This is a genomic window from Acidovorax sp. Root568, from assembly GCF_001427445.1.
Lineage (GTDB): Bacteria > Pseudomonadota > Gammaproteobacteria > Burkholderiales > Burkholderiaceae_C > Acidovorax > Acidovorax delafieldii.
On the sequence record NZ_LMGP01000001.1, the window covers coordinates 654027 to 678548 of the forward strand.

Consider the following 24522-nt stretch of genomic DNA (forward strand, 5'->3'; position numbering starts at 1 on the left):
GCTGCAGCCCGAAGGTTGCAGCGCCTTTTTGTTGGGGTCGCCTACAGGTCGAGCACCAGCAGTTTGCTGCGCGCGCGGGAGCAGCAGGGCATGAACTGCTCGTTGGCCGCCTTTTCCTCGTCGGTCAGGTACATGTCGCGGTGGTCCACCTCGCCTTCCAGCACGCGCGTGAGGCAGGTGCCACACACGCCTTGTTCGCACGAGGTCAGGATGTCGATGCCCTCCTTGCGCAGCGCTTCCACCACCGACACATCGGGCGCAATGGGGTAGACCTTGCCCGTGCTGGCAATGCGCACCTCAAACCCCTGGTCGCCCGAGTTGTCCTGTGCCGGGGCGCCAAAGTATTCCAGGTGGATATGGTCCTGCGCCCAGCCCAGGGCCTTGGCGGTGGTCACCACATGGTCGATGAAGCCTGCCGGGCCACACACGTACAGACGCTTGTCGGGGCCGGGGGCCGCCAGCACGGCGGCGGTGTCCAGCTTCTGCTCGAGGGCGCCTGCATCGAAGTGAAAGTGGGCGTGGGGCGCAATGGCCGATGTAGCAATTTCAGCAGCAAACGCCGTGCGTTCGGCAGAGCGGGTGCAGTAGTGCAGCGCAAAGTCAGCGCCCGTGCGCGCCAGCCGGTCGGCCATGCACAGCAGTGGCGTCACACCAATGCCGCCCGCCAGCAGCAGCGTGCGCTGCGCAGGGTGCAGCGCAAAGTGGTTGCGCGGCGTGCTGATGGTGATCACGTCGCCCTCGTGCACGCTGTCGTGCATGGCGACCGAGCCGCCGCGCGATGCCGGGTCACGCAACACGGCGATGCGGTAGCGGTGCGACTCGTGCGAGGCATTGCACAGCGAGTACTGCCGCGTCAGCCCGCCCGGCAGGTGCACATCGATGTGCGAGCCCGCGCTGAACGGCGGCAGTGCGGCGCCGTCCAGCCGCGCCAGTTCATAGCTGGCGATGCCCTCGGCTTCGGCCTGCTTCTTGACGACGCGGACCTGCAGGGTCTCCTGCGCGGTCATGCGGCCACCGCCTGTGCTGTCGCAGGCGCGTGTTCTGCCGCCAGCAGGCGGTCCAGAATCTTGCGCGACTGCACGCCACCCGCATCGATGTTGAGCATGAGCAGCTTGCGGTCGGGGTAACGCAGCAGGTTCTCCTGCTGCAGCTCCAGCATCTGCTGGTCCTCCGCAAAGATCTTGCCCTGGCCGTCGCGGATCTGGGTGGTGAGCGACGGGTCTTGCGGCTTGAAGTTGCGGGCCATGCCCCAGAAGTAGTGGATCGACGTTTCGGTCTCGGGCGTGATGAAGTCCACCACGATGCTCGATGCCTTCTTGTCGGCCGGGGCGTTGTAGCCGCCGTTGCCGGCCAGGGCCACGCCCACCTCGATCAGCACATGGCTGGGGGGCGTGAAGTGGCAGATCTGCCAGCGGTCCACCAGCTGGTCATCGGGCAGGCCGTTCATGCGCAGCGCCATCTTCCAGAACGGGGGGGCTTCAATGCCTTCCATGAAGCGGCTGGTGATCACCTCGTCGCCCTCCACGCGGGTCTTGCAGGGCACCTCGTCGATTTCCTTCTGGCCGATGCTGGTGGAGTGCACATAGGTCTCGTGCGTCAGGTCCATCAGGTTGTCGATCATCAGGCGGTAGTCGCAGGCGATGTGGTACAGCCCGCCGCCGTAAGCCCATTCAGGGTTGTTGGCCCAGGGCAGGTGGTGGATGGTGGCGGGGTCGGCCTTGTCGGCGTCACCCGGCCACACCCAGATGAAGCCATAGCGCTCCACCACCGGAAAGCTGCGCGCCTTGGGAAACCCCTGCACGCGCTGGCCGGGCATGGACACCGACTTGCCCGTGCATTCCACCCGCAGGCCGTGGTAGCCGCACTGCAGGTGGCCTTCGCACACCGTGCCCAGCGACAGCGGGGCGCCCCGGTGGGGGCAGAAGTCGTCCAGCGCGGCGACCTGGTCGGGCGCGGGGCGGTAGAACACGATCTTCTCGCCGCAGATGGTGCGGCCCAGGGGCTTGTCCGCGATCTCGTCGGGCGTGCAGGCTACGTACCAGGCGTTCTTGGGATACATGGTTGTCTCTCTCCGTGGGTGGATGGTGTCGTTGCAGGCTTGGTATACAGCCCGCTCGCAGATCGCAGGCTAGGAGGGGCGATTGTGCGAAAAAGGCGAGTTTATGTATACATAGTAAAGGCGTAAAGCAGCTATTGCACTCCGGCATATCTTCTAACTTGTTGTTTTGTAATGTGATGAAGTGTTTTTGAGTGGATGTTGTTTTGGTTTGTGTATACATTGCGCTGACTGACTCTCTCCCCTTCGCTGGTCGTATCGCTCCCTATCGCCATGAACCCTCCCGAACCCCTGACCATTGCCCTGCCGGCCGAGGCCGCCGAGGCAGGTACCTCGCAGGCCGTCAAGGCGCAATTGCGCCTGCGCGAGATGATCCTGGCGGGCGAGCTGCCCGGCGGCGCCCGCATTGCCGAGCTGACCCTCGTCGAGAAGCTGGGGGTGTCGCGCACGCCCATTCGCGCCGCGCTGATGCGGCTGGAGCAGGAGGGCCTGCTGCACCGCCTGCCCGGTGGCGGCTACGCCGTGCGCACGTTCTCTGAAACCGATGTGGCCGACGCCATTGAACTGCGCGGCACCATGGAAGGGTTGGCCGCGCGCCTGGCGGCCGAGCGGGGCGTGGCCCCCGCCCTGCTGGCCGAGGCCCATGCCTGCCTGGACGCCATCGACAGTGCCCTGGCACCGCCCACGCTGGATGACGAAGGTTTTTCGCGCTATGTGGAGTTGAATGCAAGGTTTCACCTGCTGCTCAGCCGCATGGTGGGCAGTGATGTGGTGGCGCGGGAGCTGGACCGCGTCAAGGGCCTGCCGTTTGCGTCGCCCTCTGCGTTTGTGGTGGTGCAGACGCATTCGGCCCAGGCGCGCGACATGCTGGTGGTGGCGCAAGACCAGCACCGCCAGGCGCTGGACGCCATCGAGCGGCGCGAGGGTGCACGGGCCGAGGCCATCCTGCGAGAGCACTCGCGCATCACCCGGCGCAACCTGCTGGCGGCGGTGCAGGCGTCGCAGGTGCAGGGCTTGCCCGGTGTACAGCTGATCCGCGAGCGGGCATAACGGCCGGTGCAGGCGTCCGGGGCTCCTTGGGTTATTGCATTTGGCGATACCTGAATGCTTGAATTTGCGCTTGTGAAATAACCCAGCCCACGCCAAACTCGCGCCAGCATTTTCTGTATACAACGACTTTCCACAGGAGACAACGATGCAAAAACGCCACCTTCTTCGTGCCTCGGCTGCCGCCGCCATCGCGCTGTCCACCGGCCTGACCGTGCTGCCCGCCGTGGCGCAGGACAACGTGTTCAAGATCGGCCTGGTTCTGCCCATGACCGGCCAGCAAGCCACCACCGGCCGGCAGATCGAAGCCGCGGCGCGCCTGTACATGGCCCAGAACGGCGACATGGTGGGTGGCAAGAAGGTGCAGCTCATCATCAAGGACGACACCAGTCTTCCTGATGTGACCCGCCGCCTGGCCCAGGAGCTGGTCGTCAACGAAAAGGTCAACGTGCTCGCCGGCATGGGTATCACGCCCTCGGCCATGGCCACCGCCCCGCTGGCCACGCAGTCCAAGACCCCCCTGGTGGTGATGGCTGCCGCCACGTCCAGCATCACCGAGGCCTCGCCCTATGTGGTGCGTACCAGCTTCACGCTGCCGCAAGTGTCGGTGGCCCTGGCCGACTGGGCACCCAAGAACGGCATCAAGAAGGTCGTGACCCTGGTGAGCGACTACGGCCCCGGCATCGACGCCGAAAAGTTCTTCAACCAGCGCCTCACGTTCAACGGCGGCCAGGTGACCGAAGCCCTGCGCGTGCCGCTGCGCAACCCCGACTTCGCTCCCTTCCTGCAGAAGGTGCGCGACGCCAAACCCGACGCGCTGTTTGTCTTTGTGCCCTCGGGCGCGGGCGCTGCGGTGATGAAGCAGTTCCTGGAGCGCGGCATGGACAAGGCCGGCATCAAGCTCATCGGCACCGGCGACGTGACGGACGACGATCAACTCAACGACATGGGCGACGGCGCGCTGGGCGTGGTCACCTCGCACCACTACTCGGCTGCGCACCCCTCGCCCATGAACAAGAAGTTCGTGGAAGCCTTCGAGAAGGCCAACAAGGGCCTGCGTCCCAACTTCATGGCCGTGGGTGGCTATGACGGCATGCGCGTGATCTATGAAGCGCTCAAGACCACCAAGGGTGCCGGCGGCGGTGACGCCCTGCTGGCCGCCATGAAGGGCCAGATCTTCGAAAGCCCGCGCGGCAAGGTGTTCATCGATGCGCAGACCCGCGACATCGTGCAGGACGTGTACCTGCGCAAGGTGGAGCGTGTGAACGGCCAGCTGTACAACGTGGAGTTCGACGTGATCAAGGACGTCAAGGACCCCGGAAAAACCAAGTAACCCCCTGAGGCGCTGCGCGCCTTCCCCCTACAGGGGGACGCCGCCGGTGCGGTGGCGCGGCCCTTGCACGGCGGCCGCTGGTCTGGCCGCGCCAGCATTTACGGGCAGGCTCCCTCTCGATCAGTTCGGGCTGAGCCTGTCGAAACCGGGGGCCGCAGGTTGAACGTCCGGCTTGGGTGATTCGTCGCACTTCCACAGCCCTGAGCAGGGTGGTGCACTTTTGTCTTCAATGAAGTGATTTCATGCTGACCATTCTTTTCGACGGCGTTGCCTACGGCATGCTGCTGTTCATCCTGGCAGTAGGCCTGGCCGTGACCATGGGGCTGATGAACTTCATCAACCTCGCGCACGGGGCCTTTGCCATGGCGGGGGGCTACATCACCGTGCTGCTCATGCAGCGGCTGGATGTGCCCTTCCTCGTCTGCCTGCCCATCGCCTTTGTCGGTACGGCCGTGCTGGGCGGCGTGCTGGAGCGCACGCTGTACCGCCCGCTGTACCACAAGGCCCACCTGGACCAGGTGCTGTTCTCCATCGGCCTGGTGTTCATGGCCGTGGCCAGCGTGGACTACTTTGTGGGCTCCACGCAGCAGATCATGCAGCTGCCTGAATGGCTCAAGGGCCGTACCGAGATCGGCAGCGGTGCCCTCATGCTGGGCATGGGGCACTACCGCCTGTTCATCATCGCGGTGTGCGCTGCGCTCACCGTGGGCCTGCAGTATGTGCTCACCAAAACCCGCTTCGGCAGCCGCCTGCGCGCCAGTGTGGACGACCAGCGCGTGGCCGCTGGCATGGGCATCAACGTGAACATCGTGTTTTTGTCCACCTTCGCTTTCGGGTCCGGCCTGGCGGGCCTGGGCGGTGCGCTGGGCGCGGAGGTGCTGGGTCTCGACCCGAGCTTCCCGCTCAAGTTCATGATCTACTTCTTGATCGTGGTGGCGGTCGGCGGCACCTCGTCCATCACCGGCCCGCTGCTGGCCGCGCTGCTGCTCGGCATTGCCGACGTGGCAGGCAAGTACTACATCCCCAAGCTGGGCGCCTTCATTGTGTACAGCCTCATGATCCTGATTCTCATCTGGCGCCCCCAGGGCCTCTTTGTGCGCAAGGGGGGCAAGTGATGTCGAACCTGCAAAACACCTTGCTGCAGGCCCGGCGTTTTCGCTGGTGGGAGCCCGTGCTGTGGCTACTGGCCTTTGCCGCACCGTTGGCGCTGCCGAGCCACGCGCTCATCATCAACGAGATCGCCATCGTGGCGCTGTTCGCGATTTCGCTGGACCTCATCCTGGGGTACACGGGCATCGTCTCGCTGGGCCATGCGGCTTTCTTCGGGCTGGGGGGCTACGCGGCCGCGCTGTTTGCCAAGCATGTGATGCCCGACCCGCTGGTGGGCCTGGCCGTGGGAATTGGCGCGGCCACCGTGCTGGGCGCCGTGGCGTCGCTCACCATCATGCGTGGCACCGATCTCACCCGCCTCATGGTCACGCTGGGCGTGGGACTGGTGATGCTGGAGCTGGCCAACAAGCTCGACTGGCTGACCGGTGGCGCCGACGGCCTGCAGGGCGTGATGATGGGGCCGGTGCTTGGCCAGTTCGAGTTTGACCTGTACGGCCGCACGGCCGCGTGGTATTCGCTCACCGTGCTGCTGGTGTTCTTCCTTATCGCGCGCCGCATCGTGCAGTCGCCTTTTGGTGCCACGCTCAAGGCCATCCGCGACAACCGGCTGCGCGCCATGGCCATCGGTATCCCGGTGACGGCCAAGCTGGCGCAGGTGTACACACTGGCCGCTGCGCTGGCCGGTGCTGCGGGCGCACTGCTCACGCAGACCACGGGCTTTGCCTCGCTCGACCTGTTCGAGTTCCACCGCTCGGCCGACGTGATGCTGATCCTGGTGATCGGCGGCGTGGGCTGGCTGTACGGCGGCATCCTCGGCGCCATTGGCTTCAAGCTGCTGCAGGACGTGATCTCGTCCATCACACCGCAGTACTGGACCTTCTGGGTGGGCTTGTTCCTGGTGGTGCTGGTACTGGTCGGGCGTGACCGTCTGTTCCGCCCTTGGACCTGGTTTGGCGCCGGTCGCAAGGCTGGGGTTGCCTCCAAAGCGGGAGGCCATTGATATGAACACGACAACCTCCACCACCGTGCTGTCGGCCAAGGGCTTGGTCAAGCGTTTTGGCGGCATCACGGCCACCAACAACGTCACGCTGAACCTGCAAAAGGGCGCGCGCCATGCGCTCATTGGCCCCAATGGCGCGGGCAAGACCACACTCATCAACCTGCTGACTGGCGTGCTGGAGCCCACCGAAGGCTCCATCACCCTCGAAGGCCAGGACATCACGCGCCTGGCGCCGCACCAGCGTGTGCAGCGCGGCATGGTGCGCACCTTCCAGATCAACCAGCTGTTCGACACGCTCACGCCGCTGGAGACACTGGCGCTCACCGTGTCGCAGCACCAGGGCCTGGGCGGCAAGTGGTGGCAACCGTTGGGTGCGCGCAAGGCGGTCACCGAGCGCTGCGAGCAACTGCTGGAGCAGTTCCACCTGACCTCCGTCATGGCCGAGGAAACGCGCGTGCTGGCCTACGGCAAGCGCCGCCTGCTGGAGATTGCGATTGCGCTGGCCTGCGAGCCGCGCGTGCTGCTGCTCGACGAACCCGTGGCCGGTGTGCCCGCAGGCGAGCGTGAGGAACTGCTGCAGACTGTGGCGGCCTTGCCCGCCGATGTGTCGGTGCTTTTGATCGAACACGATATGGACCTGGTTTTCAGCTTTGCCAACCGCATGACGGTGCTGGTCAACGGCACCGTGCTCACCGAGGGCGACCCGGACACGATTGCCAATGACCCGCAGGTGAAGGCGGTGTACCTCGGCCATGGGGAGGATGCGCATGTCTAAGACAGAACTCCTGCGCATCGAGGGCCTGAGCGCAGGCTACGGCGAGGCCGTGGTGCTGCAAGGCATTTCGCTGGCCCTGCCCGAAGGCGACACGCTGGCCCTGCTGGGGCGCAACGGCACGGGGAAGACCACGCTCATCAACACGTTGGCCGGGGCCACGCGCCAGCATGCGGGCACGGTGAGCCTGGGCGGTGTGGCGCTGCACAAGCTGCCCCCACACGAACGCGCGGCGGCCGGCATCGGCTGGGTGCCGCAAGAGCGCAATATCTTCAAGTCGCTCACGGTGCACGAGAACCTCACGGCCGTGGCGCGCCCGGGCCGCAAAGGATCGACCGCACGGCCGTGGACGCCCGAGCGCGTGTACGAAATGTTCCCGCGCCTGGCCGAGCGCAAGACCAACCTGGGCACGCAGCTCTCGGGCGGCGAGCAGCAGATGCTGGCCGTGGGCCGCGCGCTGGTGCTCAACCCGCGCCTGCTGCTGCTGGATGAGCCGCTCGAAGGCCTCGCGCCCATCATCGTGGAAGAGCTGCTGCGCGCCATCCGCCGCATCACGCGCGAAGAGGGCCTGTCGGCCATCATCGTGGAGCAGCATCCGCAGGCCATCCTGGCCATCTCGGACCACGCCGCCGTGCTGGACCGGGGCACTGTGGTGCACACCGGCAGCGCTGCCGAGCTGAGCGCCCAACCCGAGCTGCTGGACCGCCTGCTGGGCGTGGCACGGTAGCGCGCGCCATGCAAGCCGTGCACCGCAGAACCCTTCTGGCCTGGCTGGCAGCGTCGTTCGGCGGTGCGGCCAGCGCGCAGGCCGCTTTCCCCTCATGCCCGCTGCGCATCGTCGTACCCAATGCGGCGGGCGGTGCGGCCGACATCACGGCGCGCACCGTGGGCCAGAAGATCGCCGGCCCGCTGGGGCAAAGCGTGGTCATCGAAAACAAACCCAGCGCTGGCGGCGTGGTAGCGGGAGACTTGGTAGCGCGGGCTGAGCCCGACGGCCACACGCTGCTGCTGGTGAGCAGTGGCACGGCGGTCAGCGCCGCGCTGTTCCAGTCGCTGCCGTTTGACACGCTCAAGGACTTTGCGCCTGTCTCGCTGCTGGCCACGTTTGATCTGGCCGTGGTGGTGAAAGAAGGCGGGCGTTTTGCCTCCCTGGCCGAGCTTCTGGCTTATGCGCGAGCCCACCCGGGCAAGCTCAATATCGGCACGCCACAGATCGGCACCACACAGAACCTGGCGGCCGAGCTGTTCAAGGTGACGGCGGGCATCGACGCGCAGGTGGTGCCTTTCAACGGCACGCCGCCGGTCATCACGGCGCTGCGGGGTGGCGAGATCGACGTGATGATCGACATCCTGGGGGGTCTCATGCCACAGATCGGCGCCAAGGCCCTGCGGCCGCTGGCTGTGATGGGCGCGCAGCGGGCGCCGCAGTTGCCCGACGTGCCCACGGTGCGCGAAAGCGGCGGGCCACTGGCGGGCTTCAACGTCACGTCGTGGAACGGCCTGGCCGTGCCCGCCAGGACACCTGCTGCCGTGGTGGAGCGTCTGTCGCGCGAAGTGCAGACCGCACTGGCCCAGCCCGATGTGAAAAAGCGCCTGCTGGAATTGAACCTCCATGCCCAGGGCAGCACCCCCGCGCAATTGGGCGAGCACCTAGCGGCCGACGTGCGCCGCTGGAGCGACGTGATCGCCCGGGCCAAGATCGCGCGGCAGTGACGGTTGCTGCGTTTCGGCTTTTGTGACCGAAAGGCAAATCGGATGAACATCACACACATCGGCCTCGTGGGCTATGGCGAGGTGGGCAAGATCTTCAGTGCGGGCTTGCGTGTCCAGCCCGGCGTGGCCTCGGTCGCTGCCTGGGACCTGAAGCTGGCCGACCCCGCGCACCGCGACGCTCTGCAGAAGCACGCCGCGCAAGCGGGCGTGGTGGCCTTGGATGGGATGCAGGCACTGTGCGCGCGCTGTGATTGCATCATCTCGGCCGTCACCGCATCGAACACGCTGGCCGTGGCGCAGGAGGCCGCGCAGCACATCCGCCCCGGCACCGTGTTCCTGGACCTCAACTCGGCATCGCCCGGCACCAAGCAGCAAGCCGCTGCGCTCATCGAGGCGCGGGGTGCGCACTATGTCGAGGCGGGCGTGATGACCTCGGTGCCCCCCTACGGCATCCGCGTGCCCATGCTGCTGGGCGGCGCGCAGGCCGCCGCACTGGCCACCGTGCTGACCAGCTGGGGCATGGATGCCAAACCCGTGAGCGAGCAACTGGGCGTGGCCAGTGCCATCAAGATGTGCCGCAGCATCATGATCAAGGGCCTCGAAGCCCTGGTGATTGAGAGCTACGCCACGGCCCGCCACTACGGCGTGGAAGACCATGTGCTGCCCACCTTGGCCGAGACCTTTCCCTCCATCGACTGGCACGAACCGGGTCGCTACTTCTTCAGCCGCGTCGTGCAGCACGGCCAGCGCCGCGCCGAAGAGATGCGCGAATCGGCCCACACGGTGCACGAGGCCGGCATGGAGCCACTGATGGCCTCGGCCATCGCCGCCAAGCAGCAGTGGGTGGCCGACCTGGCGCGCGAAGGCGTCTTTCACGACCTGCCCAAGGACGCGCGCTGGCAGGACTATGCGGACCGGGTGTTGGGCAGTTTGTCCGTCGTGCCTGCAAAGGACTGAGCCCTGCGAATCACCACCCGCCGGTGAAACTGGCGCGGCGCAATGCCAGAGGCACCGAGCAAGGGCCGCCCCGCAGCAAGGGTGCCGTCCCCCTTTGGGGGGATGCCGCGCAGCGGCTCAGGGGGGAGACCTGTACAACGCCTGCAGCGTCGTCCGAATCAGCTCTGCCATCGCCTGCTGTGTGAGTGTGGCCGGCCGTTGCGAGCTGACAGCCATGAACAGCTTGCTGCGCAGGCGGGTGCTGCCGCCTTCCTCCTCGCCGTCCCCATCGCTGCCCGCGCCGTGGATGGGCCGGGTACTGAACACTTCCGATTTGCCCGACGTGGTGACCGCATTCATGGGCAGCACCGCGCAGCCCGCGCCATCGGCCACCAGGTCCAGGATGGCCGCCACGCCATCGATCTCCAGGCTGATCTGTGGGCGCTTGCCGCGTGCTGCCAGTTCGGATTCCACCAGCATGCGGATGGAGTTGGGGCGCGTGGGGATGACCAGCGGAAAGCGCGGCAGCTCGTCCAGCGGCAGGGGCGTGCGGGCCAGAGCATCGGCCTCCACCTCGCTCTGGCCTGGGGCGCGGCGCTGCACCAGAAACAGGTCTTCTTCCAGCAGCGCCGTGGTCTCGATGCCCGGCGCGGGCGTGGTGTTGTAAAGCAGTGCGATGTCGAGCAGCCCGGTGGTCAGCGATTCGCGCATGGCCACCGACAGGCCCTCGCTGATGGCCAGCGCCGCGTCCGGCATCTTCACGCGGAAGGCGCGGGTCAGCGGCACGGTCAGCACCTTGGCAATGCTGGGCGGCAGGCCGATGGCCACGCGCCCGGCCAGGGCGCCGCGCACGCGGCCCAGTTCCTCGCGCGCGCGCTCGACCTGGTGCAGGATGCCGCGCCCGTGCTCCAGGAGCAGCTTGCCCGCCTCAGTGGGTGTGGCGCCCCGGCCATTGCGCACCAGCAGGTTCTGGCGCAGCTCCACCTCCAGCAGGCGCACCTGGCGGCTCAGTGCGGGCTGGGCAATGTCCAGCACCACCGACGCGCGGGTGAAGCTGCCCAGCTCGGCCACCCGCACGAAGTATTCAATCTGCTTGAGGTCCATGGCAAGGCTCTCTGCTATTTGCAATAGCTGTGGGTCAACGATCACGGAATGATATATCTGGTAGTGCCGGTGCCGCCTTCATGTTTGGGCCGCCGCTGCCCACAATCGGCGGCATGTATACAACTGCACGCACCGCCTGGGCCACCCGCAGCCCGGCAGGAGACAACGCATGACGGCGCCAGTGATCCGAGGCATTTCTTCCATGGCCACGCGCCAGGTGCTGGCAGACCTGGTGGCCGGTTTTGCGCGGCAGTCGGGCACGCAGGCCGCCATCGAATCGGTGGGCGGTGTGGACGCTGCCAAGCGTGTGGCGGCCGGTGAGGCGTTCGACGTGGTGATCCTCGCCTCCGACGCCATCGACAAGCTTTTGGCTGCGGGCCATCTGGTGCCCGGCAGCAAGGTGGACTGGGTGCACTCCGGCGTGGCCGTGGCCGTGCCTGCCGGCGCGCCGCTGCCCGAGCTGTCGAGCGAAGACGCCGTGCGCGCTGCCGTGCTGGCTGCGCCCAGCATCAGCCTGTCCACCGGCCCCAGCGGCGTGGCGCTGGCCAAGCTGTTCGAGCGCTGGGGCATTGCCGATCAGATCGCCCCGCGCATGGTGCAGGCGCCCCCCGGTGTGCCCGTGGGCTCGCTGGTGGCCAAGGGCGAGGTGGCGTTGGGCTTTCAGCAACTGAGTGAGCTGCTGCACGTGCAGGGCATCCAGATCGTGGGCCCGCTGCCACCGGCCATCCAGATCACCACCACGTTTTCCGCAGGCGTTGGCGTGCATTCGCAACAGGCGGATGCAGCACGTGCGTTGCTGGCTTACCTGGCTTCTCCCGCTGCGGCGGACGCCAAGCAAAAGCAGGGCATGACCCCCGCCTGACCGATCACAAGAACACCTTCCAGGAGCACCCAAAAATGAGCCTCATCATCGACTGCCACGGCCACTACACCACGGCGCCCAAGGCGCTGGAGAACTGGCGCAATGCGCAGATCGCCGGCATCAAGGACCCCGCAGCCATGCCCAAAGTGGCGGACCTGCACATCAGCGACGACGAGCTGCGCGAGTCCATCGAGACCAACCAGCTCAAGCTGATGAAAGAGCGCGGCAGCGACATCACGCTGTTCAGCCCGCGCGCCAGCTTCATGGCCCACCACATCGGCGACTTCAATGTGTCCAGCACCTGGGCCGCCATCTGCAACGAGCTGTGCTATCGGGTCTCCACGCTGTTCCCCGACCACTTTGTGCCCGTGGCCATGCTGCCGCAAAGCCCCGGTGTCGATCCTGCGACCTGCATTCCCGAGCTGGAAAAGTGCGTGCACGAATACGGCGCCGTGGGCATCAACCTGAACCCTGACCCTTCCGGCGGCCACTGGACCAGCCCCCCGCTGACCGACAAGCACTGGTACCCCATCTACGAAAAGATGGTGGAGTACGACCTGCCCGCCATGATCCACGTGAGCACCAGCTGCAACGCGTGCTTTCACACCACCGGCGCGCACTACCTGAACGCCGACACCACGGCCTTCATGCAGCTGATCCAGGGCGACCTGTTCAAGGACTTCCCCACGCTCAAGTTCCTGATCCCGCACGGCGGCGGCGCGGTGCCCTACCACTGGGGCCGCTTCCGTGGGCTGGCCCAGGAGATGAAGAAGCCGCTGCTCGACGAGCACCTGATGAACAACGTGTACTTCGACACCTGCGTGTACCACCAGCCCGGCATCGACCTGCTGAACACCGTGATCCCGGTGAAGAACGTGCTGTTTGCCAGCGAAATGATCGGCGCGGTGCGGGGCATTGACCCCACCACCGGCAACTACTACGACGACACCAAGCGCTACATCGAGGCGTCCACGATCCTGAGTGCCGACGACAAGCACCAGATCTACGAAGCCAACACGCGCCGCGTGTTCTCCCGACTCGATTCACGCCTGAAGGCAAAGGGGCTCTGACATGTTTGAACTTGGCGTTGTCTACCGCAACATCACCCGCGCTGACCGCGCAGCCGCTGACGGCCTGGCTGCCCTCGGCTCGGCCACCGTGCACGAGGCCATGGGCCGCGTGGGCCTGCTCAAGCCTTACATGCGCCCCATCTACGGCGGCCAGCAGGTCAGCGGCACGGCCGTCACCGTGCTGCTGCAGCCTGGCGACAACTGGATGATGCATGTGGCGGCCGAGCAGATCCAGCCCGGCGACATCGTGGTGGCGGCCGTCACCTCGGAGTGCACCGACGGCTACTTTGGCGACCTGCTGGCCACCAGCTTCCAGGCCCGGGGCGCGCGCGCGCTCATCATCGACGCCGGTGTGCGCGACGTGAAGACGCTGCAGGAGATGAACTTCCCCGTGTGGAGCAAGGCCATCAGCAGCAAGGGCACCATCAAGGCCACGCTGGGCTCGGTCAACATCCCCGTGGTGTGCGCCGGTGCACTGGTCACGCCGGGCGACGTGGTCGTGGCCGACGACGACGGTGTGGTGTGTGTGCCCGCCGCCCGCGCGGCCGAGACGCTGGCCGCCGCGCAAAAGCGCGAGAGCTTTGAGGGCGAGAAGCGCGCCAAGCTCGCCAGCGGCGTGCTGGGCCTGGACATGTACAACATGCGCCCCGGCCTGGAGAAGGCGGGCCTCAAGTACATCGATTGAGCGGCTTTTTCAGTCTTTTGGGCTGCAAGCGATAGTCAATCATGCGCTTGCAGCTATGTAATTAATAGCAAACAGCTTCTTCTTTCCATGCGTTGTTCCGTGTCTCCCGTTTCTCTCTCCCGCCGTGTGGGCCTGGCCGTGGGCCTGGCCACAGCCCTGGGCTGTGTGCCCCAGTTCGCCTCGGCGCAGGCGTTTCCGTCCAAGCCCGTGCGCATCATCACGCCCTTCCCCGTGGGCGGTGGCCCGGACGGCGTGGCCCGCCTGGTGGCCGACAAGTTGTCCAAGAGCTGGGGCCAGCCCGTGGTGGTCGAGAACCGCCCCGGTGGCAACGGCTTCATCGCCATCGATGCGTTCAAGCGCGGCGCCAAGGACGGGCATGACCTGATCGTGCTCGACAACGTACACCTGGCCGCATACCCCAGCCTGTTCAAGAAGCTGCCGTACGACACGGCCAAAGACTTCGACACGCTGCTGCCGCTGTTCAAGACCTATTTCTTCTTCACCGTGGCCGCCAACAGCAAATACAAAACCGTGGGCGACATCGTGGCCGACGCCAAGGCCAACCCCGGCAAGCTCAACTACGGCTCCTGGTCCATCGGCAACCCGGTGCACCTGGGCTCCGAGCTGTTTGAAAGCGCCACCGGCACGCAGATGGAGCACGTGCTCTACAAAGAGACCACGCAGCTCTACACCTCGGTCTCCACCGGCGAGCTGTCGTTTGCGCTGGGCAGCGCCGCCACGGCCGGGCCGCTGCAACGTGCGGGCAAGCTGCGCTTTCTGGCCGTCACCGCGCCGCAGCGCCTGGCCAGCTTTCCGGATGTGCCCACCGTGGGCGAATCGGGTGGCCCCAAGGGCTTTGAGGTGACGGGCTGGAACGCCATCGCCGTGCCGCCCGGCCTGCCCGCTGCCGTGACCGACAAGATCCGCAAGGACATCGAGCAGGCCCTGTCCGGCGCCGATGTGCAGGAGAAGTTCAAGAGCTTTGGCTACGAGCCCTTCCCCACAACTCGCGCGCAGTTCGCCCAGTTCGTCAAGGACGAGAGCCAGCGTTTTGGCGACGTGATCAAGAAGGCCAACGTGTCCCTCGACTGACCTGCCCCACCCAGCAACCAAGGACCCACGCCCATGAGCGAATTCACCAAGACCCCCGGCTGGCTGGACTGGTACGCCGGCCCCAGCAAACCCCGCTTCCAGGTGCCCGCAGGCGCTGTGGACGCGCACTGCCACGTGTTCGGCCCCGGGGCCGAGTTCCCCTACGCGCCCGAGCGCAAGTACACGCCCTGCGACGCCAGCAAACACCAGCTGTACGCGCTGCGCGACCACCTGGGCTTTGCGCGCAACGTGGTGGTGCAGGCCACCTGCCACGGTGCGGACAACCGCGCCATGGTCGATGCGCTGGTGCACTCGGGCGGCAAGGCGCGTGGCGTGGCCACCGTCAAGCGCTCGGTCAGCGATGAAGAACTGCAGGCCATGCACGCGGCCGGTGTGCGCGGCGTGCGCTTCAACTTCGTCAAGCGCCTGGTGGATTTCACGCCCAAGGACGAGCTGATGGAGATTGCCGCGCGCATCGCCAAGCTCGGCTGGCACGTGGTGATCTACTTCGAGGCCGTGGACCTTCCCGAGCTGTGGGACTTCTTCACCGCACTGCCCACCACCGTGGTGGTGGACCACATGGGCCGCCCCGATGTGAACAAGCCGGTGGACGGACCGGAGTTTGAGCTGTTCCTGAAGTTCATGCGCCAACACCCCAATGTGTGGAGCAAGGTGAGCTGCCCCGAGCGCCTCTCCGTGACTGGCCCCAAGGCCCTGAACGGCGAGCAAAATGCCTACACCGACGTGATCCCGTTCGCCCGCAAGGTGGTCGCAGAGTTCCCCGACCGCGTGCTCTGGGGCACCGACTGGCCGCACCCCAACCTCAAGGACCACATGCCCGACGACGGCCTGCTGGTGGACTTCATTCCGCACATCGCCCCCACGGCCGAGCTGCAGCACAAGCTGCTGGTGGATAACCCCATGCGCCTCTACTGGCCTGAAGAAGTGACAAAGAAAGGCTGATGCCATGCCACTCGACAAACCCTACCTGGACGTGCCCGGCACGACCATCTTCGACGCCGAGCAAAGCCGCAAGGGCTACTGGCTCAACCAGTTCTGCATGAGCCTGATGAAGGCCGGCAACCGCGAGCGTTTCAAGGCCAACGAACGCGCCTACCTCGATGAATGGGCGATGACCGAAGAGCAGAAGCAAGCTGTGCTGGCACGCGACCTGAACTGGTGCATCCGCCTGGGCGGCAACATCTACTTTTTGGCCAAGATCGGCGCCACCGATGGCAAGAGCTTCCAGCAGATGGCGGGCAGCATGACTGGCATGACCGAAGAGGAATACCGCAACATGATGATCAGCGGCGGCCGCTCGGCCAATGGCAACCGCGTGATCGGCGAAGACGGCGACGCACAGGCACACCGCCAGCCACAAGGCGCTGCCGGCAAGAAAGGAAACTGACCATGGCCAAGATCACCGCCTCCGTGTTCACGTCGCACGTGCCTGCCATTGGCGCTGCGCTGGACCTGGGCAAGACGCAGGAAGACTACTGGAAGCCGCTGTTCGCGGGCTACGACTTCTCCAAGCAATGGATGAAGGACAACAAGCCCGACGTGATCTTCCTGGTCTACAACGACCACGCCACGGCCTTCAGCCTGGAGATGATTCCCACGTTCGCCATCGGCACGGCCGCGCAGTTCCAGCCTGCCGACGAGGGCTGGGGTCCCCGCCCCGTGCCTGTGGTGCAGGGCCACCCGGACCTGGCCGCGCACATTGCGCAGTCGGTCATCCAGCAGGACTTTGACCTCACCATCGTCAACAAGATGGATGTGGACCACGGCCTCACTGTGCCGCTGTCGCTGATGTGCGGCGAGCAAGACCCCAAGACGGGAGCCTGGCCCTGCCCGGTGATCCCGTTCGCCGTCAACGTGGTGCAGTACCCCGTGCCCAGCGGCCGCCGCTGCTACAACCTGGGCCAGGCCATCCGCAAGGCGGTGGAGAGCTACGACGAAGACCTGAACGTGCACATCTGGGGCACGGGCGGCATGAGCCACCAGCTGCAGGGCCCGCGTGCCGGCCTCATCAACAAGGAGTTCGACAACGCCTTCCTCGACAAGCTCATCAACGACCCCGAGGCCGCCGCCAGCATCCCGCACATCGACTATGTACGCGAAGCCGGCAGCGAAGGCATTGAACTCGTGATGTGGCTCATCGCCCGCGGCGCCATGGCCGATGTGGCCGGTGGCAAGCCACCCAAGCTGGCGCACCGCTTCTACCATGTGCCCGCGTCCAACACCGCCGTGGGCCACCTGATTCTTGAGAACACCTAAAAAACACGCCAAAGGACACACACCATGACCATCAAAGTCGCACTCGCAGGCGCTGGCGCCTTCGGCATCAAGCACCTGGACGGCATCAAGAACATTGACGGCGTTGAAGTGGTCTCCCTCATCAGCCGCGACTTAGCCAAGACCCAGGAAGTGGCCGACAAGTACGGCATCAAGCACGTCACCACCGACCTGGCCGACAGCCTGGCCATCAAGGAAGTGGACGCCGTGATCCTGTGCACGCCCACGCAGATGCACGCCAGCCAAACCCTCGCCTGCCTGGAAGCGGGCAAGCACGTGCAGGTCGAGATCCCGCTGTGCGACGTGCTGGCCGATGGCGAGAAGGTCATCGCCCTGCAAAAGCAGACCGGCCTGGTGGCCATGTGTGGCCACACCCGCCGCTTCAACCCCAGCCACCAGTACGTGCACAAGAAGATCACGGCAGGCGAGTTCAACATCCAGCAGATGGATGTGCAGACCTACTTCTTCCGCCGCACCAACATGAACGCGCTGGGCCAGGCCCGCAGCTGGACGGACCACCTGCTGTGGCACCACGCTGCCCACACGGTGGACCTGTTCGCCTACCAGGCCGGCAGCCCCATCGTGAAGGCCAATGCCATCCAGGGCCCTATCCACCCCACGCTGGGCATTGCGATGGACATGAGCATCCAGCTCAAGGCCGCCAACGGTGCCATCTGCACGCTGTCGCTCTCGTTCAACAACGACGGCCCGCTGGGCACTTTCTTCCGCTACATCGGCGACACGGCTACCTACATTGCCCGCTACGATGACCTGGTGAACGGCAAGGAAGAGAAGATCGATGTGTCGAAGGTGGACGTGTCGATGAACGGCATCGAGCTGCAGGACCGCGAGTTCTTCGCCGCCATCAAAGAAGGCCGCGAGCCCAACGCCAGCGTGGCCCAGGTGCTGCCGTGCTACCAGGTGCTGCACGACCTGGAGCTGCAGCTCAACGCAGGCTGATTGCAAGTCCAATTGGCTGCTGGCGCTTTTGTATCAATCGCCAGCGGCTATGCATTTGATAGTTAGGGGTGTCTGGCATCACCCCTTCAATGCCGCCTTGTGCTCGATGATGCGTGAGACCAAGCCGTAGTCCACGGCCTCTTCGGCCGACAGCCAGCGGTCGCGCTCGATGTCTGCCAGCACCACCTCCAGCGGCTTGCCGGTCTGCCGAGCGATGGTGGCTGCAATCCGCTCACGCGCTTTCACCATCTCGCGCGCCTGGATGGCGATGTCACTGGCTGGGCCGCCGGCGCCACCGCTGGGCTGGTGGATCAGAAAGCGCGTGTTGGGCAGGCAGAACCGCCGCTCGCGTGGCGCCGCCAGGTACAGGTGCGTGGCCGCGCTGCCCACCCAGCCGGTGCCAATCATGTTCACCGGCGCAGTGATGAAGCGCACCAGGTCATGGATCGTGTCGCCCGACTCCAGGTGCCCGCCGGGCGAGCTCACCAGCATGTCGATGGGCTCGGCGCTCTCGGCATCCAGCGCAATCAGCCGCCGCGCCACATCGGCGGCCAGGGTGTCGGTGATGGTGCCAAAGACCAGCAGGGTGCGGGCCTTGAAGGCTTTTTCTTCCAGGTAAGACGTGCGCGGTTCGGCGCCTTGGGTGGGGGCTGAAGCGGGTGTGGTGGTATCTGGCGTGTCCATGGGGCAAGTCCTTGCGAGTGATAGGACTGCCTTGACGAACGAGAGACGCCGGGCGTGACATTTCTCTGCGCTAGCATATTCAGGCCAGCGCTGCATGGTGGACCCACTGGCCCGCATTGCACCCTTTGGACTGTTCAGCCTGCGGCCACGCGTTGCCCCGGCGCAATGGTGGGCGGCGCCGCATTCAGCGTCTCGATCGCAAAGCCCGCCGCCGCCTTGTAGCGGGCCATGAAGCCCTCGCGCTCCTCACGTGGCAGCACGTCGTCAATGTGGTCGAACACCCCGCCGCAGCGCTCGTCCACCAGCCCCAGCAGACCAAACGGGCCGGAGCCCCGGTTGCGCAGCACCAACGCAGAGATGTCCTTGCACAGCTTGTCGTCATAGGCACGCAGCGCCTGCGGACCCACACCGTGCGCGATGAGCTGCGCCCCCAGCACGCGCGCATCCACGATGGCCTGGCTGGCACCGTTGGAGCCCACGGGGTACATCACATGCGCCGCGTCGCCCAGCAGCGCCACGCGGCCGTCTACCCAGATGGGCACGGGGTCGCGGTCGATCATGGGGTACTCAAAAATGTCCTTGGCGCCGCGCAGCATGGCAGGCACGTCCAGCCAGCTGTAGTTCCAGCCCTCGAAGTGGTGGATGAACTCCTCCAGTGCCACGCGCCGGTTCCAGTCGCCCTGCTGCCAGCCGCCCTGGTTGTCGACCGTGATCTCGGCGATCCAGTTGATGGTGGCCAGGCCTGTGGCCGGGTCGGGCGGGGTGATGGGGTAGAACACCACACGGTGCCGCAGCGAGCCCACGCCCACAAACGACGCGCCCGTGCGCACCGGCACCCCCGGCGTGGTGCCGCGCCACATGATGGCGCCGCCCCACTGGATGGGCGGCTGCGTGGGGTGCATCTGCGCCCGCACGGCCGAGTGCAGGCCATCGGCGGCAATCAGCAGCGAGCCTGCCACCTCCCGCTTCTCGCCATCGCGTGTCTCGACGATTGCGATGACGCCGTTCGCATCCTGCCGGTAGCCCACCACCCGCTGCCCCAGCTGCACTGCGTCGGTTCCCAGGCGCTCTCGCACGGCGTTGAACAGCATCATCTGCAGCTGCCCCCGGTGCACCGAATACTGGGGCCAGTGGTAGCCCGCCTCCAGCCCGCGTGGCTCGGCGTACACCTCGTTGCCGTTGCGACCCACCAGCGCCCATTCGCGCGCCTGCAGGCCGATCGTGTCCAGCACCTCGTTGCCAAACCCCAGGTCGTGCAGTTCTCGTACGGCGTTGGGCTGCAGGTTGATGCCCACGCCCAGCGGCTGCAGCTCGGGCACCGTTTCAAAGACGATGCAGGGCACGCCGATCTGGTGCAGGGTCAGGGCAGTGGCCATGCCACCGATGCCGCCGCCAGCGATCAGGACGGGGCGGGGCGAGGAAGGGTGTGAAGTAAGAGTAGGTGCGCCAGACATGCCGAGATTGTCCATGGAACGGCGGGTGGAGCTTGTCGCGGACGCCGCAGGCGAATCGGGGGAATAGCGGGTGGCTTTTTGCGGCGGGTTGTGCCCGTTCAGCCAGCCTTGTCAGGCGTAGGTACCTAGGTTGTTCCCAGACCAGAGGGTTAGGCTGCATTGCAACTGCTGGGGACATTGGAGTGAGTACTATCGGCCGAGAGCTTTCGTTCAACCATCCTCTTAGAAGCATCACATGAATCAGCGCGGTACAGGCCTGCCTATCTCACGAGATGATCAAGTCGAATGGTTCCATCAACTTGCAGCGTTGTCGGAGGGCGAGTTGCTCGCCTGGGCTGGCACGGATTACGTGAGCGACTTGGCGGAGTTTGTTCGCAACCACGTTGCAGATTACTCAATTCCAGAGCGCGCTACGCCGCGAGAGATAGTCGCTCTCGTGGTTGGCCTTAGAGGCAACGAGAGTGAGTGGAATCACGCGCTGCAAGCGGCATTGATTCGGGCCGATGACGTGAAGGACACATCTCGCAGCGAAGCGAAACAAATGCTGAGGGCCTTTGCAGTCAATTGTCCTTGGGTGCTATTCAAAGAAGTGGCAGTTAACCAAGCAAGCTGGTACTGATCACTATCGACTGACGTCCGGAATGGGCCCTGAGCAGCCGCCTGCTTCAAAGAACCGCAATACATTCACTCGGGCGCAAATGCCGCTCCACGTCAGGTCTCCTGCCGCAGGATCGGACGTACAGGCGGCGTTTCCAAGCCCCTCAGCGTCGCCTGGTGATGGCTTCTCTCTGTTCATCGCTCATCTTCTCAAGCTTGTCGTGCAAGTCACGCCACGAGCCCTTGTGGCGAGAGCCGAAGATGAGCAAGCTGGCGAGTGACCAAAACAGCCCGAACGCGATGACTAACCCCACCCACGTCAGTAAGGCCTCCAGGGGTTTGTAGTCACCGCCCCGCATCACCAGCGCCCCGGTACGCCAGGCCCATAGCAACAGACCCAGGGGCGCCAGGGCAAAGACAACTCCCACGGCCAGCCCCACACGAGGTAACGCCTTGCCCAGACCGACCACTACCCAGCAAACTGCCACCATCGTGACCAGTGCGGCCAAGTGTCCAGGGAGGACCACCCAGCTCAAACACGCCACTAGCACCTGCACCATCGCCGTTCCCACAACCGAGCCCTGGTTGCCACCGCGCTGTGTGGTGCTGGCCGACTCTGGCATCGAGTCACCATGCTCCAGCCTGCTGTGCAAAACCTCCCGTGCGATGGCCATCGTTGGTGCCGCAAGTTGACCTTCGGCGATTCGGCGTTCCAGCTCCTCGATGGGCATGTCGTGGTACAGCGCAGCCAGTGAAGCCCGCTTCTTTTCGCTAAGAACGTTCGTCATTGTGGCAGTCAACGGGTAGAAGGGGCGTTGTTTGCCCCGGCGACAACTGGAGCGGTGGAGGTAGTAAGGGCTATGGTTCCGGCACGGAGAGCGCACCCGACGGAGCCGCAGCGAGGTGCACTATAGCCTGCGCTATGCCTGAAGAAAGTGTTGATCACCCTCATGGCGTGGCCTCCATGGAACCGATGCCAATCGTTTGCCGACCGAAAAGTTCGTTTGGGACGAGGCGGCTTTGCGCGAGCTCTGCATCCCGTGGCGAGGTCGAGGCGTGCTCGCTCTGCATTGGGCCTCCATCTTTTGCCCTGGTGCGCGTCCAGTCAGGCTGTGGCACCATGCTCCGATGCGAAAAGACGAACACACCGTGGCGCTCGTAGGTGCCAGCCGCAGTGCCTTGGTGCGCGCCGCCACGCGCCTTCTAGGCCCGGCCGATGCTGAAGACGCGGTGCAGGACGCCTATGTGCGCGCGCTGGAGGTCAATGCCCCTGCGCTCAATGCTGCCCAGGCCTGGCTGCTGACAGTGGTGCGCAATCTGGCCATCGACCGTTTGCGGCGGCGCCAGTGGATGGCGCAATGGCTGGCTGAAGCCGTGCAGAGCGCGCACGCCGATGTCGCTGGCGCGGTCGCTCCCTCTGCGGAAGCCGATGCTGCTCTTGCGCAGCAGGCCACGCTGGCGCTGCGGCGACTGGCAGAGTGTGTGACGCCCGCGGAGGGCGCTGCGGTGCTGTTGCATGCGGTGTTCGACGCCAGCCATGCCGAGCTGGCGCAGGCCAGCGGTCGGTCTGAAGCAGCCAGCCGCCAGCAACTGCGCCGCGCCTTGCAGCGGCTGCGGCAGGCGCAGGAGGGCGACGAATCCAGCGATGAGCCCAAGGGCGCCACCGCAGCAGCGCTGCGCCTGTATCTGCAGTCGCTGCAATCGCGAGACCCACAGACACTGTGGGCGCTGCTGCGCCAGCCGCCCGTCAGCGCGGGGGCGGTGCATGCCGCAGCCCAGGCGATGCAGCTTGTGCCACCGCGTGCCCAGCACGCAAGCGCCACGGTGGGTGGGGTGGTGCAGGTAGGCGGGCAGTTGGGGCTGGTGCTCACGCTTGATGGTGTGACGCTGTGCGTGGTGCCGCTGGGACCACACGCCGAGCAAGTGCATGACGCCGTGGTGGCCTGACCCGCGCACCTGCAGCTGCAACTGGTAGGAAGAAGGCAAGACGGAAGGACGTTTGCAGCACCATGATCCAGCAGCCCGCGCCCACCTTCTTTGCCACCCCGCAGGCGTTCCGCGATTGGCTGGAGCGCCACGCCGCCAGCGCGACGGAGCTGCTGGTGGGTTTTCACAAGGTGGGCTCGGGCCGCCCCAGCATGGGCTGGCCGGAGTCGGTGGACGAAGCGCTGTGCTTTGGGTGGATCGATGGCATTCGGCGGCGTATTGACGAGCACACGTATTCGATCCGCTTCACGCCGCGCAAGCCGTCGTCGATCTGGAGTGCGGTCAACATCGCCAAGGTGGAGCAGCTGCAGGCGGCAGGCCGCATGATGCCTGCGGGGCTGGCCGCCTTCGCGCACCGCAAGGCAGACAAGTCGGCCATCTACTCGCACGAGCAGGCGGGGGTGGCCGAGTTGCCGGTGGCGCTGCAACGCACGTTCCAGCGCAACAAGGCCGCGTGGCGGTACTTTCAGGAGTCCACACCGCCCAGCTACCGCAAGGTGATGCTGCACTGGGTCACATCCGCCAAACGTGACGCGACCCGGGAGGCGCGGTTTGCGCAGCTGGTGGCCGCCTGTGCTGCGGGCGAGCGCATTGAGCTGTGGGCGAAGCGGCCACCCGTTGCAAAGGCTTAGCCCAGCCTCCAAGCCCGAGCCACCCGGTGGGTTGCCGCGCTTGCCGTAAGCTCGCGGCATGCAACAAAGAAACCTTGGACCTTTCTCCGTCTCGGCCATCGGCCTGGGCTGCATGAACCTGTCGCACGCCTATGGCGCCCCGGTGTCTGCCGAGCAGGGCGAACGCGTGCTGCTGGCCGCGCTGGATGCGGGCGTGACGCTGTTTGACACCGCCACGCTGTACGGCTTTGGCGCCAACGAAACCCTGGTGGGCCGTGTGCTGAAGCAGCACCGCAGCCGTTTCACCCTGGCCAGCAAATGCGGCATGCAGGGCGTGGATGTGAATGGCGACGGCAAGCTGGTGCGCGTGATCGACGGCCGCCCCACCACGCTGCGCCACACCTGCGAAGACAGCCTGCGCCGCCTGCAGACCGACGTGATCGACCTGTACTACCTGCACCGCTGGGACAAGACGGTGCCCATTGAAGACAGCATGGGCGCACTGGCCGACCTGGTGCGCGCGGGCAAGATCCGCAGCATCGGCCTGTCGGAGGTGTCGGCCGCCACGCTGCGCAAGGCGCACGCGGTGCACCCCATTGCTGCGGTGCAGACCGAGTATTCGCTCTGGACGCGCAACCCCGAGATTGCTGTGCTGGACGCCTGCCGAGAACTGGGCGCCTCCTTTGTGGCGTTCAGCCCCGTGGCCCGTGGCTTTCTGTGTGGCGATCTGCGCGATGTGAGCACGCTGGATGCCAAGGATATCCGCCGCGCCATGCCCCGTTTTGCGCCCGACGCCTATGCCGCCAATCTGAAGCTGCTCGATGGCTACCAAGCCATTGCGCACGATGTGGGTTGCACCCCCGCCCAGCTGGCGCTCGCGTGGCTGCTGCACAAGGCGGAGCACATCATTCCCATCCCAGGCACCACCAGTGTGGAGCATTTGCAGGACGACCTGGGTGCTGCCAACGTGCGGCTGGACGCCGCCACCATGGCGCGGCTGGATGCGCTGATCAACGAGCGCACGGTCGTGGGCCACCGCTACAACGCACAAGCCGCGAGCGAAGTCGATACCGAAACGTTTGAAGACCGCGCAGCGTAGGCGGCGCGGTCTTTGTGGGCTTCAGTGCAGGTTCACTGCAGTTTCGATACGGCTTG

At 65.7% G+C, this 24522-nt stretch carries 25 protein-coding genes and 1 pseudogene; 20 read left to right on the forward strand and 6 right to left on the reverse strand.

From position 1 onward, the window contains the following. Window positions 1-41: 41 nt before the first annotated feature. Window positions 42-1007, reverse strand: a complete 966-nt coding sequence (locus ASD75_RS02975) for a PDR/VanB family oxidoreductase (RefSeq protein ID WP_056742970.1) — start codon at window positions 1005-1007, stop codon at window positions 42-44. Then, window positions 1004-2059, reverse strand: coding sequence for an aromatic ring-hydroxylating dioxygenase subunit alpha (locus ASD75_RS02980; protein ID WP_056742972.1), 1056 nt, complete (start codon window positions 2057-2059; stop codon window positions 1004-1006). The genes ASD75_RS02975 and ASD75_RS02980 overlap by 4 nt, the downstream gene beginning before the upstream one ends. 270 nt (window positions 2060-2329) lie before the next feature. Between ASD75_RS02980 and ASD75_RS02985 the strand changes: the two genes are divergently transcribed. From ASD75_RS02985 to ASD75_RS03020, 8 genes and pseudogenes are all read left to right on the forward strand, one after another. After that, window positions 2330-3106: a GntR family transcriptional regulator gene (locus tag ASD75_RS02985; RefSeq protein ID WP_056742974.1), complete on the forward strand. Its 777-nt coding sequence runs from the start codon at window positions 2330-2332 to the stop codon at window positions 3104-3106. Window positions 3107-3248: 142 nt separating this feature from the next. Beyond that, a pseudogene (locus tag ASD75_RS02990) lies at window positions 3249-4436 on the forward strand (ABC transporter substrate-binding protein); the annotation flags it as partial. A 242-nt stretch (window positions 4437-4678) separates the two neighbouring features. Next, window positions 4679-5551, forward strand: a complete 873-nt coding sequence (locus ASD75_RS02995) for a branched-chain amino acid ABC transporter permease (protein WP_056742976.1) — start codon at window positions 4679-4681, stop codon at window positions 5549-5551. After that, on the forward strand, window positions 5551-6546 hold the full coding sequence (locus ASD75_RS03000) for a branched-chain amino acid ABC transporter permease (protein WP_056742977.1): 996 nt from the start codon (window positions 5551-5553) through the stop codon (window positions 6544-6546). Before ASD75_RS02995 ends, ASD75_RS03000 begins: the two co-directional genes overlap by 1 nt. A gap of 1 nt (window position 6547) precedes the next feature. Continuing rightward, window positions 6548-7321: an ABC transporter ATP-binding protein gene (locus ASD75_RS03005; protein ID WP_056742979.1), complete on the forward strand. Its 774-nt coding sequence runs from the start codon at window positions 6548-6550 to the stop codon at window positions 7319-7321. Continuing rightward, window positions 7314-8045, forward strand: a complete 732-nt coding sequence (locus tag ASD75_RS03010; RefSeq protein ID WP_056743247.1) for an ABC transporter ATP-binding protein — start codon at window positions 7314-7316, stop codon at window positions 8043-8045. The genes ASD75_RS03005 and ASD75_RS03010 overlap by 8 nt, the downstream gene beginning before the upstream one ends. A gap of 8 nt (window positions 8046-8053) precedes the next feature. Then, a complete protein-coding gene (locus tag ASD75_RS03015; protein WP_056742981.1) occupies window positions 8054-9031 on the forward strand; it encodes a tripartite tricarboxylate transporter substrate binding protein in 978 nt (325 codons plus the stop codon). A 42-nt stretch (window positions 9032-9073) separates the two neighbouring features. Continuing rightward, complete coding sequence (locus ASD75_RS03020; RefSeq protein WP_056742983.1) at window positions 9074-9988, forward strand: NAD(P)-dependent oxidoreductase; 915 nt, start codon at window positions 9074-9076, stop codon at window positions 9986-9988. Between the two features lie 117 nt (window positions 9989-10105). On the opposite strand, the gene ASD75_RS03025 is transcribed toward ASD75_RS03020, so the two are convergent. Next, window positions 10106-11071, reverse strand: coding sequence for a LysR substrate-binding domain-containing protein (locus tag ASD75_RS03025; protein WP_056742985.1), 966 nt, complete (start codon window positions 11069-11071; stop codon window positions 10106-10108). Between the two features lie 169 nt (window positions 11072-11240). Here ASD75_RS03025 and ASD75_RS03030 point away from each other — a divergent pair, with 169 nt between their 5' ends. The 8 genes from ASD75_RS03030 to ASD75_RS03065 all read left to right on the forward strand — a co-directional run bounded on the left by ASD75_RS03030 (window position 11241) and on the right by ASD75_RS03065 (window position 18035). After that, window positions 11241-11933 (forward strand): substrate-binding domain-containing protein, encoded by a 693-nt coding sequence (locus tag ASD75_RS03030; RefSeq protein WP_082564863.1) that lies wholly within the window; start codon window positions 11241-11243, stop codon window positions 11931-11933. Window positions 11934-11968: 35 nt separating this feature from the next. Continuing rightward, window positions 11969-13003 carry an amidohydrolase family protein gene (locus ASD75_RS03035; protein ID WP_056742987.1) on the forward strand — a complete coding sequence of 345 codons (1035 nt, stop codon included), beginning with the start codon at window positions 11969-11971 and terminating at the stop codon, window positions 13001-13003. 1 nt (window position 13004) lies between these two features. Continuing rightward, window positions 13005-13688 carry a 4-carboxy-4-hydroxy-2-oxoadipate aldolase/oxaloacetate decarboxylase gene (gene ligK, locus ASD75_RS03040; protein WP_056742989.1) on the forward strand — a complete coding sequence of 228 codons (684 nt, stop codon included), beginning with the start codon at window positions 13005-13007 and terminating at the stop codon, window positions 13686-13688. A gap of 87 nt (window positions 13689-13775) precedes the next feature. After that, a complete protein-coding gene (locus tag ASD75_RS03045; RefSeq protein WP_056742992.1) occupies window positions 13776-14780 on the forward strand; it encodes a tripartite tricarboxylate transporter substrate binding protein in 1005 nt (334 codons plus the stop codon). Between the two features lie 33 nt (window positions 14781-14813). Continuing rightward, complete coding sequence (locus ASD75_RS03050) at window positions 14814-15743, forward strand: amidohydrolase family protein (RefSeq protein ID WP_056742994.1); 930 nt, start codon at window positions 14814-14816, stop codon at window positions 15741-15743. Between the two features lie 4 nt (window positions 15744-15747). After that, entirely contained in the window at window positions 15748-16188 is a 441-nt protein-coding gene (gene ligA / locus ASD75_RS03055) for a protocatechuate 4,5-dioxygenase subunit alpha (protein ID WP_056067994.1), read from the forward strand. 2 nt (window positions 16189-16190) lie between these two features. Continuing rightward, on the forward strand, window positions 16191-17057 hold the full coding sequence (locus tag ASD75_RS03060; RefSeq protein WP_056742996.1) for a class III extradiol dioxygenase subunit beta: 867 nt from the start codon (window positions 16191-16193) through the stop codon (window positions 17055-17057). Between the two features lie 24 nt (window positions 17058-17081). Beyond that, window positions 17082-18035 (forward strand): Gfo/Idh/MocA family oxidoreductase, encoded by a 954-nt coding sequence (locus ASD75_RS03065; protein WP_056742998.1) that lies wholly within the window; start codon window positions 17082-17084, stop codon window positions 18033-18035. A gap of 78 nt (window positions 18036-18113) precedes the next feature. Here ASD75_RS03065 and ASD75_RS03070 read toward each other — a convergent pair whose 3' ends face one another. Both ASD75_RS03070 and ASD75_RS03075 read right to left on the reverse strand, forming a co-directional pair. Next, window positions 18114-18719 (reverse strand): ATP-dependent Clp protease proteolytic subunit, encoded by a 606-nt coding sequence (locus tag ASD75_RS03070; protein ID WP_056743000.1) that lies wholly within the window; start codon window positions 18717-18719, stop codon window positions 18114-18116. Window positions 18720-18853: 134 nt separating this feature from the next. Next, window positions 18854-20173, reverse strand: a complete 1320-nt coding sequence (locus ASD75_RS03075) for a flavin-dependent oxidoreductase (RefSeq protein WP_056743002.1) — start codon at window positions 20171-20173, stop codon at window positions 18854-18856. Between the two features lie 235 nt (window positions 20174-20408). Here ASD75_RS03075 and ASD75_RS03080 point away from each other — a divergent pair, with 235 nt between their 5' ends. Next, the gene (locus ASD75_RS03080; protein WP_156400933.1) at window positions 20409-20792 is read left to right on the forward strand and encodes a hypothetical protein; all 384 of its coding nucleotides are present in this window, start codon (window positions 20409-20411) and stop codon (window positions 20790-20792) included. A gap of 142 nt (window positions 20793-20934) precedes the next feature. On the opposite strand, the gene ASD75_RS03085 is transcribed toward ASD75_RS03080, so the two are convergent. Next, entirely contained in the window at window positions 20935-21558 is a 624-nt protein-coding gene (locus ASD75_RS03085; protein WP_056743006.1) for a hypothetical protein, read from the reverse strand. Between the two features lie 361 nt (window positions 21559-21919). Here ASD75_RS03085 and ASD75_RS03090 point away from each other — a divergent pair, with 361 nt between their 5' ends. From ASD75_RS03090 to ASD75_RS03100, 3 genes are all read left to right on the forward strand, one after another. Further along, on the forward strand, window positions 21920-22717 hold the full coding sequence (locus ASD75_RS03090; RefSeq protein WP_369817441.1) for a sigma-70 family RNA polymerase sigma factor: 798 nt from the start codon (window positions 21920-21922) through the stop codon (window positions 22715-22717). Window positions 22718-22779: 62 nt separating this feature from the next. Beyond that, window positions 22780-23388, forward strand: a complete 609-nt coding sequence (locus tag ASD75_RS03095) for a YdeI family protein (RefSeq protein ID WP_056743009.1) — start codon at window positions 22780-22782, stop codon at window positions 23386-23388. A gap of 58 nt (window positions 23389-23446) precedes the next feature. Next, entirely contained in the window at window positions 23447-24466 is a 1020-nt protein-coding gene (locus ASD75_RS03100; RefSeq protein WP_056743010.1) for an aldo/keto reductase, read from the forward strand. The last annotated feature ends 56 nt before the right edge of the window (window positions 24467-24522 follow it).

What these genes read in the sequence shown, in the direction of transcription:
- ASD75_RS03045 (WP_056742992.1), top strand. Translation starts at nt 13,776, where the DNA reads ATGCGTTGTTCCGTGTCTCCCGTTTCTCTCTCCCGCCGTGTGGGCCTG.
- ASD75_RS03030 (WP_082564863.1), top strand. Translation starts at nt 11,241, where the DNA reads ATGACGGCGCCAGTGATCCGAGGCATTTCTTCCATGGCCACGCGCCAG.
- ASD75_RS03035 (WP_056742987.1), top strand. Translation starts at nt 11,969, where the DNA reads ATGAGCCTCATCATCGACTGCCACGGCCACTACACCACGGCGCCCAAG.
- ASD75_RS03065 (WP_056742998.1), top strand. Translation starts at nt 17,082, where the DNA reads ATGACCATCAAAGTCGCACTCGCAGGCGCTGGCGCCTTCGGCATCAAG.
- ASD75_RS03020 (WP_056742983.1), top strand. Translation starts at nt 9,074, where the DNA reads ATGAACATCACACACATCGGCCTCGTGGGCTATGGCGAGGTGGGCAAG.
- ASD75_RS03005 (WP_056742979.1), top strand. Translation starts at nt 6,548, where the DNA reads ATGAACACGACAACCTCCACCACCGTGCTGTCGGCCAAGGGCTTGGTC.
- ASD75_RS03075 (WP_056743002.1), bottom strand. Translation starts at nt 20,173, where the DNA reads ATGTCTGGCGCACCTACTCTTACTTCACACCCTTCCTCGCCCCGCCCC.
- ASD75_RS02980 (WP_056742972.1), bottom strand. Translation starts at nt 2,059, where the DNA reads ATGTATCCCAAGAACGCCTGGTACGTAGCCTGCACGCCCGACGAGATC.
- ASD75_RS03080 (WP_156400933.1), top strand. Translation starts at nt 20,409, where the DNA reads ATGAATCAGCGCGGTACAGGCCTGCCTATCTCACGAGATGATCAAGTC.
- ASD75_RS02995 (WP_056742976.1), top strand. Translation starts at nt 4,679, where the DNA reads ATGCTGACCATTCTTTTCGACGGCGTTGCCTACGGCATGCTGCTGTTC.
- ASD75_RS03070 (WP_056743000.1), bottom strand. Translation starts at nt 18,719, where the DNA reads ATGGACACGCCAGATACCACCACACCCGCTTCAGCCCCCACCCAAGGC.
- ASD75_RS02985 (WP_056742974.1), top strand. Translation starts at nt 2,330, where the DNA reads ATGAACCCTCCCGAACCCCTGACCATTGCCCTGCCGGCCGAGGCCGCC.
- ASD75_RS03050 (WP_056742994.1), top strand. Translation starts at nt 14,814, where the DNA reads ATGAGCGAATTCACCAAGACCCCCGGCTGGCTGGACTGGTACGCCGGC.
- ASD75_RS03095 (WP_056743009.1), top strand. Translation starts at nt 22,780, where the DNA reads ATGATCCAGCAGCCCGCGCCCACCTTCTTTGCCACCCCGCAGGCGTTC.
- ligK (WP_056742989.1), top strand. Translation starts at nt 13,005, where the DNA reads ATGTTTGAACTTGGCGTTGTCTACCGCAACATCACCCGCGCTGACCGC.
- ASD75_RS03010 (WP_056743247.1), top strand. Translation starts at nt 7,314, where the DNA reads ATGTCTAAGACAGAACTCCTGCGCATCGAGGGCCTGAGCGCAGGCTAC.
- ASD75_RS03100 (WP_056743010.1), top strand. Translation starts at nt 23,447, where the DNA reads ATGCAACAAAGAAACCTTGGACCTTTCTCCGTCTCGGCCATCGGCCTG.
- ASD75_RS02975 (WP_056742970.1), bottom strand. Translation starts at nt 1,007, where the DNA reads ATGACCGCGCAGGAGACCCTGCAGGTCCGCGTCGTCAAGAAGCAGGCC.
- ligA (WP_056067994.1), top strand. Translation starts at nt 15,748, where the DNA reads ATGCCACTCGACAAACCCTACCTGGACGTGCCCGGCACGACCATCTTC.
- ASD75_RS03060 (WP_056742996.1), top strand. Translation starts at nt 16,191, where the DNA reads ATGGCCAAGATCACCGCCTCCGTGTTCACGTCGCACGTGCCTGCCATT.
- ASD75_RS03025 (WP_056742985.1), bottom strand. Translation starts at nt 11,071, where the DNA reads ATGGACCTCAAGCAGATTGAATACTTCGTGCGGGTGGCCGAGCTGGGC.
- ASD75_RS03000 (WP_056742977.1), top strand. Translation starts at nt 5,551, where the DNA reads ATGTCGAACCTGCAAAACACCTTGCTGCAGGCCCGGCGTTTTCGCTGG.
- ASD75_RS03085 (WP_056743006.1), bottom strand. Translation starts at nt 21,558, where the DNA reads ATGACGAACGTTCTTAGCGAAAAGAAGCGGGCTTCACTGGCTGCGCTG.
- ASD75_RS03015 (WP_056742981.1), top strand. Translation starts at nt 8,054, where the DNA reads ATGCAAGCCGTGCACCGCAGAACCCTTCTGGCCTGGCTGGCAGCGTCG.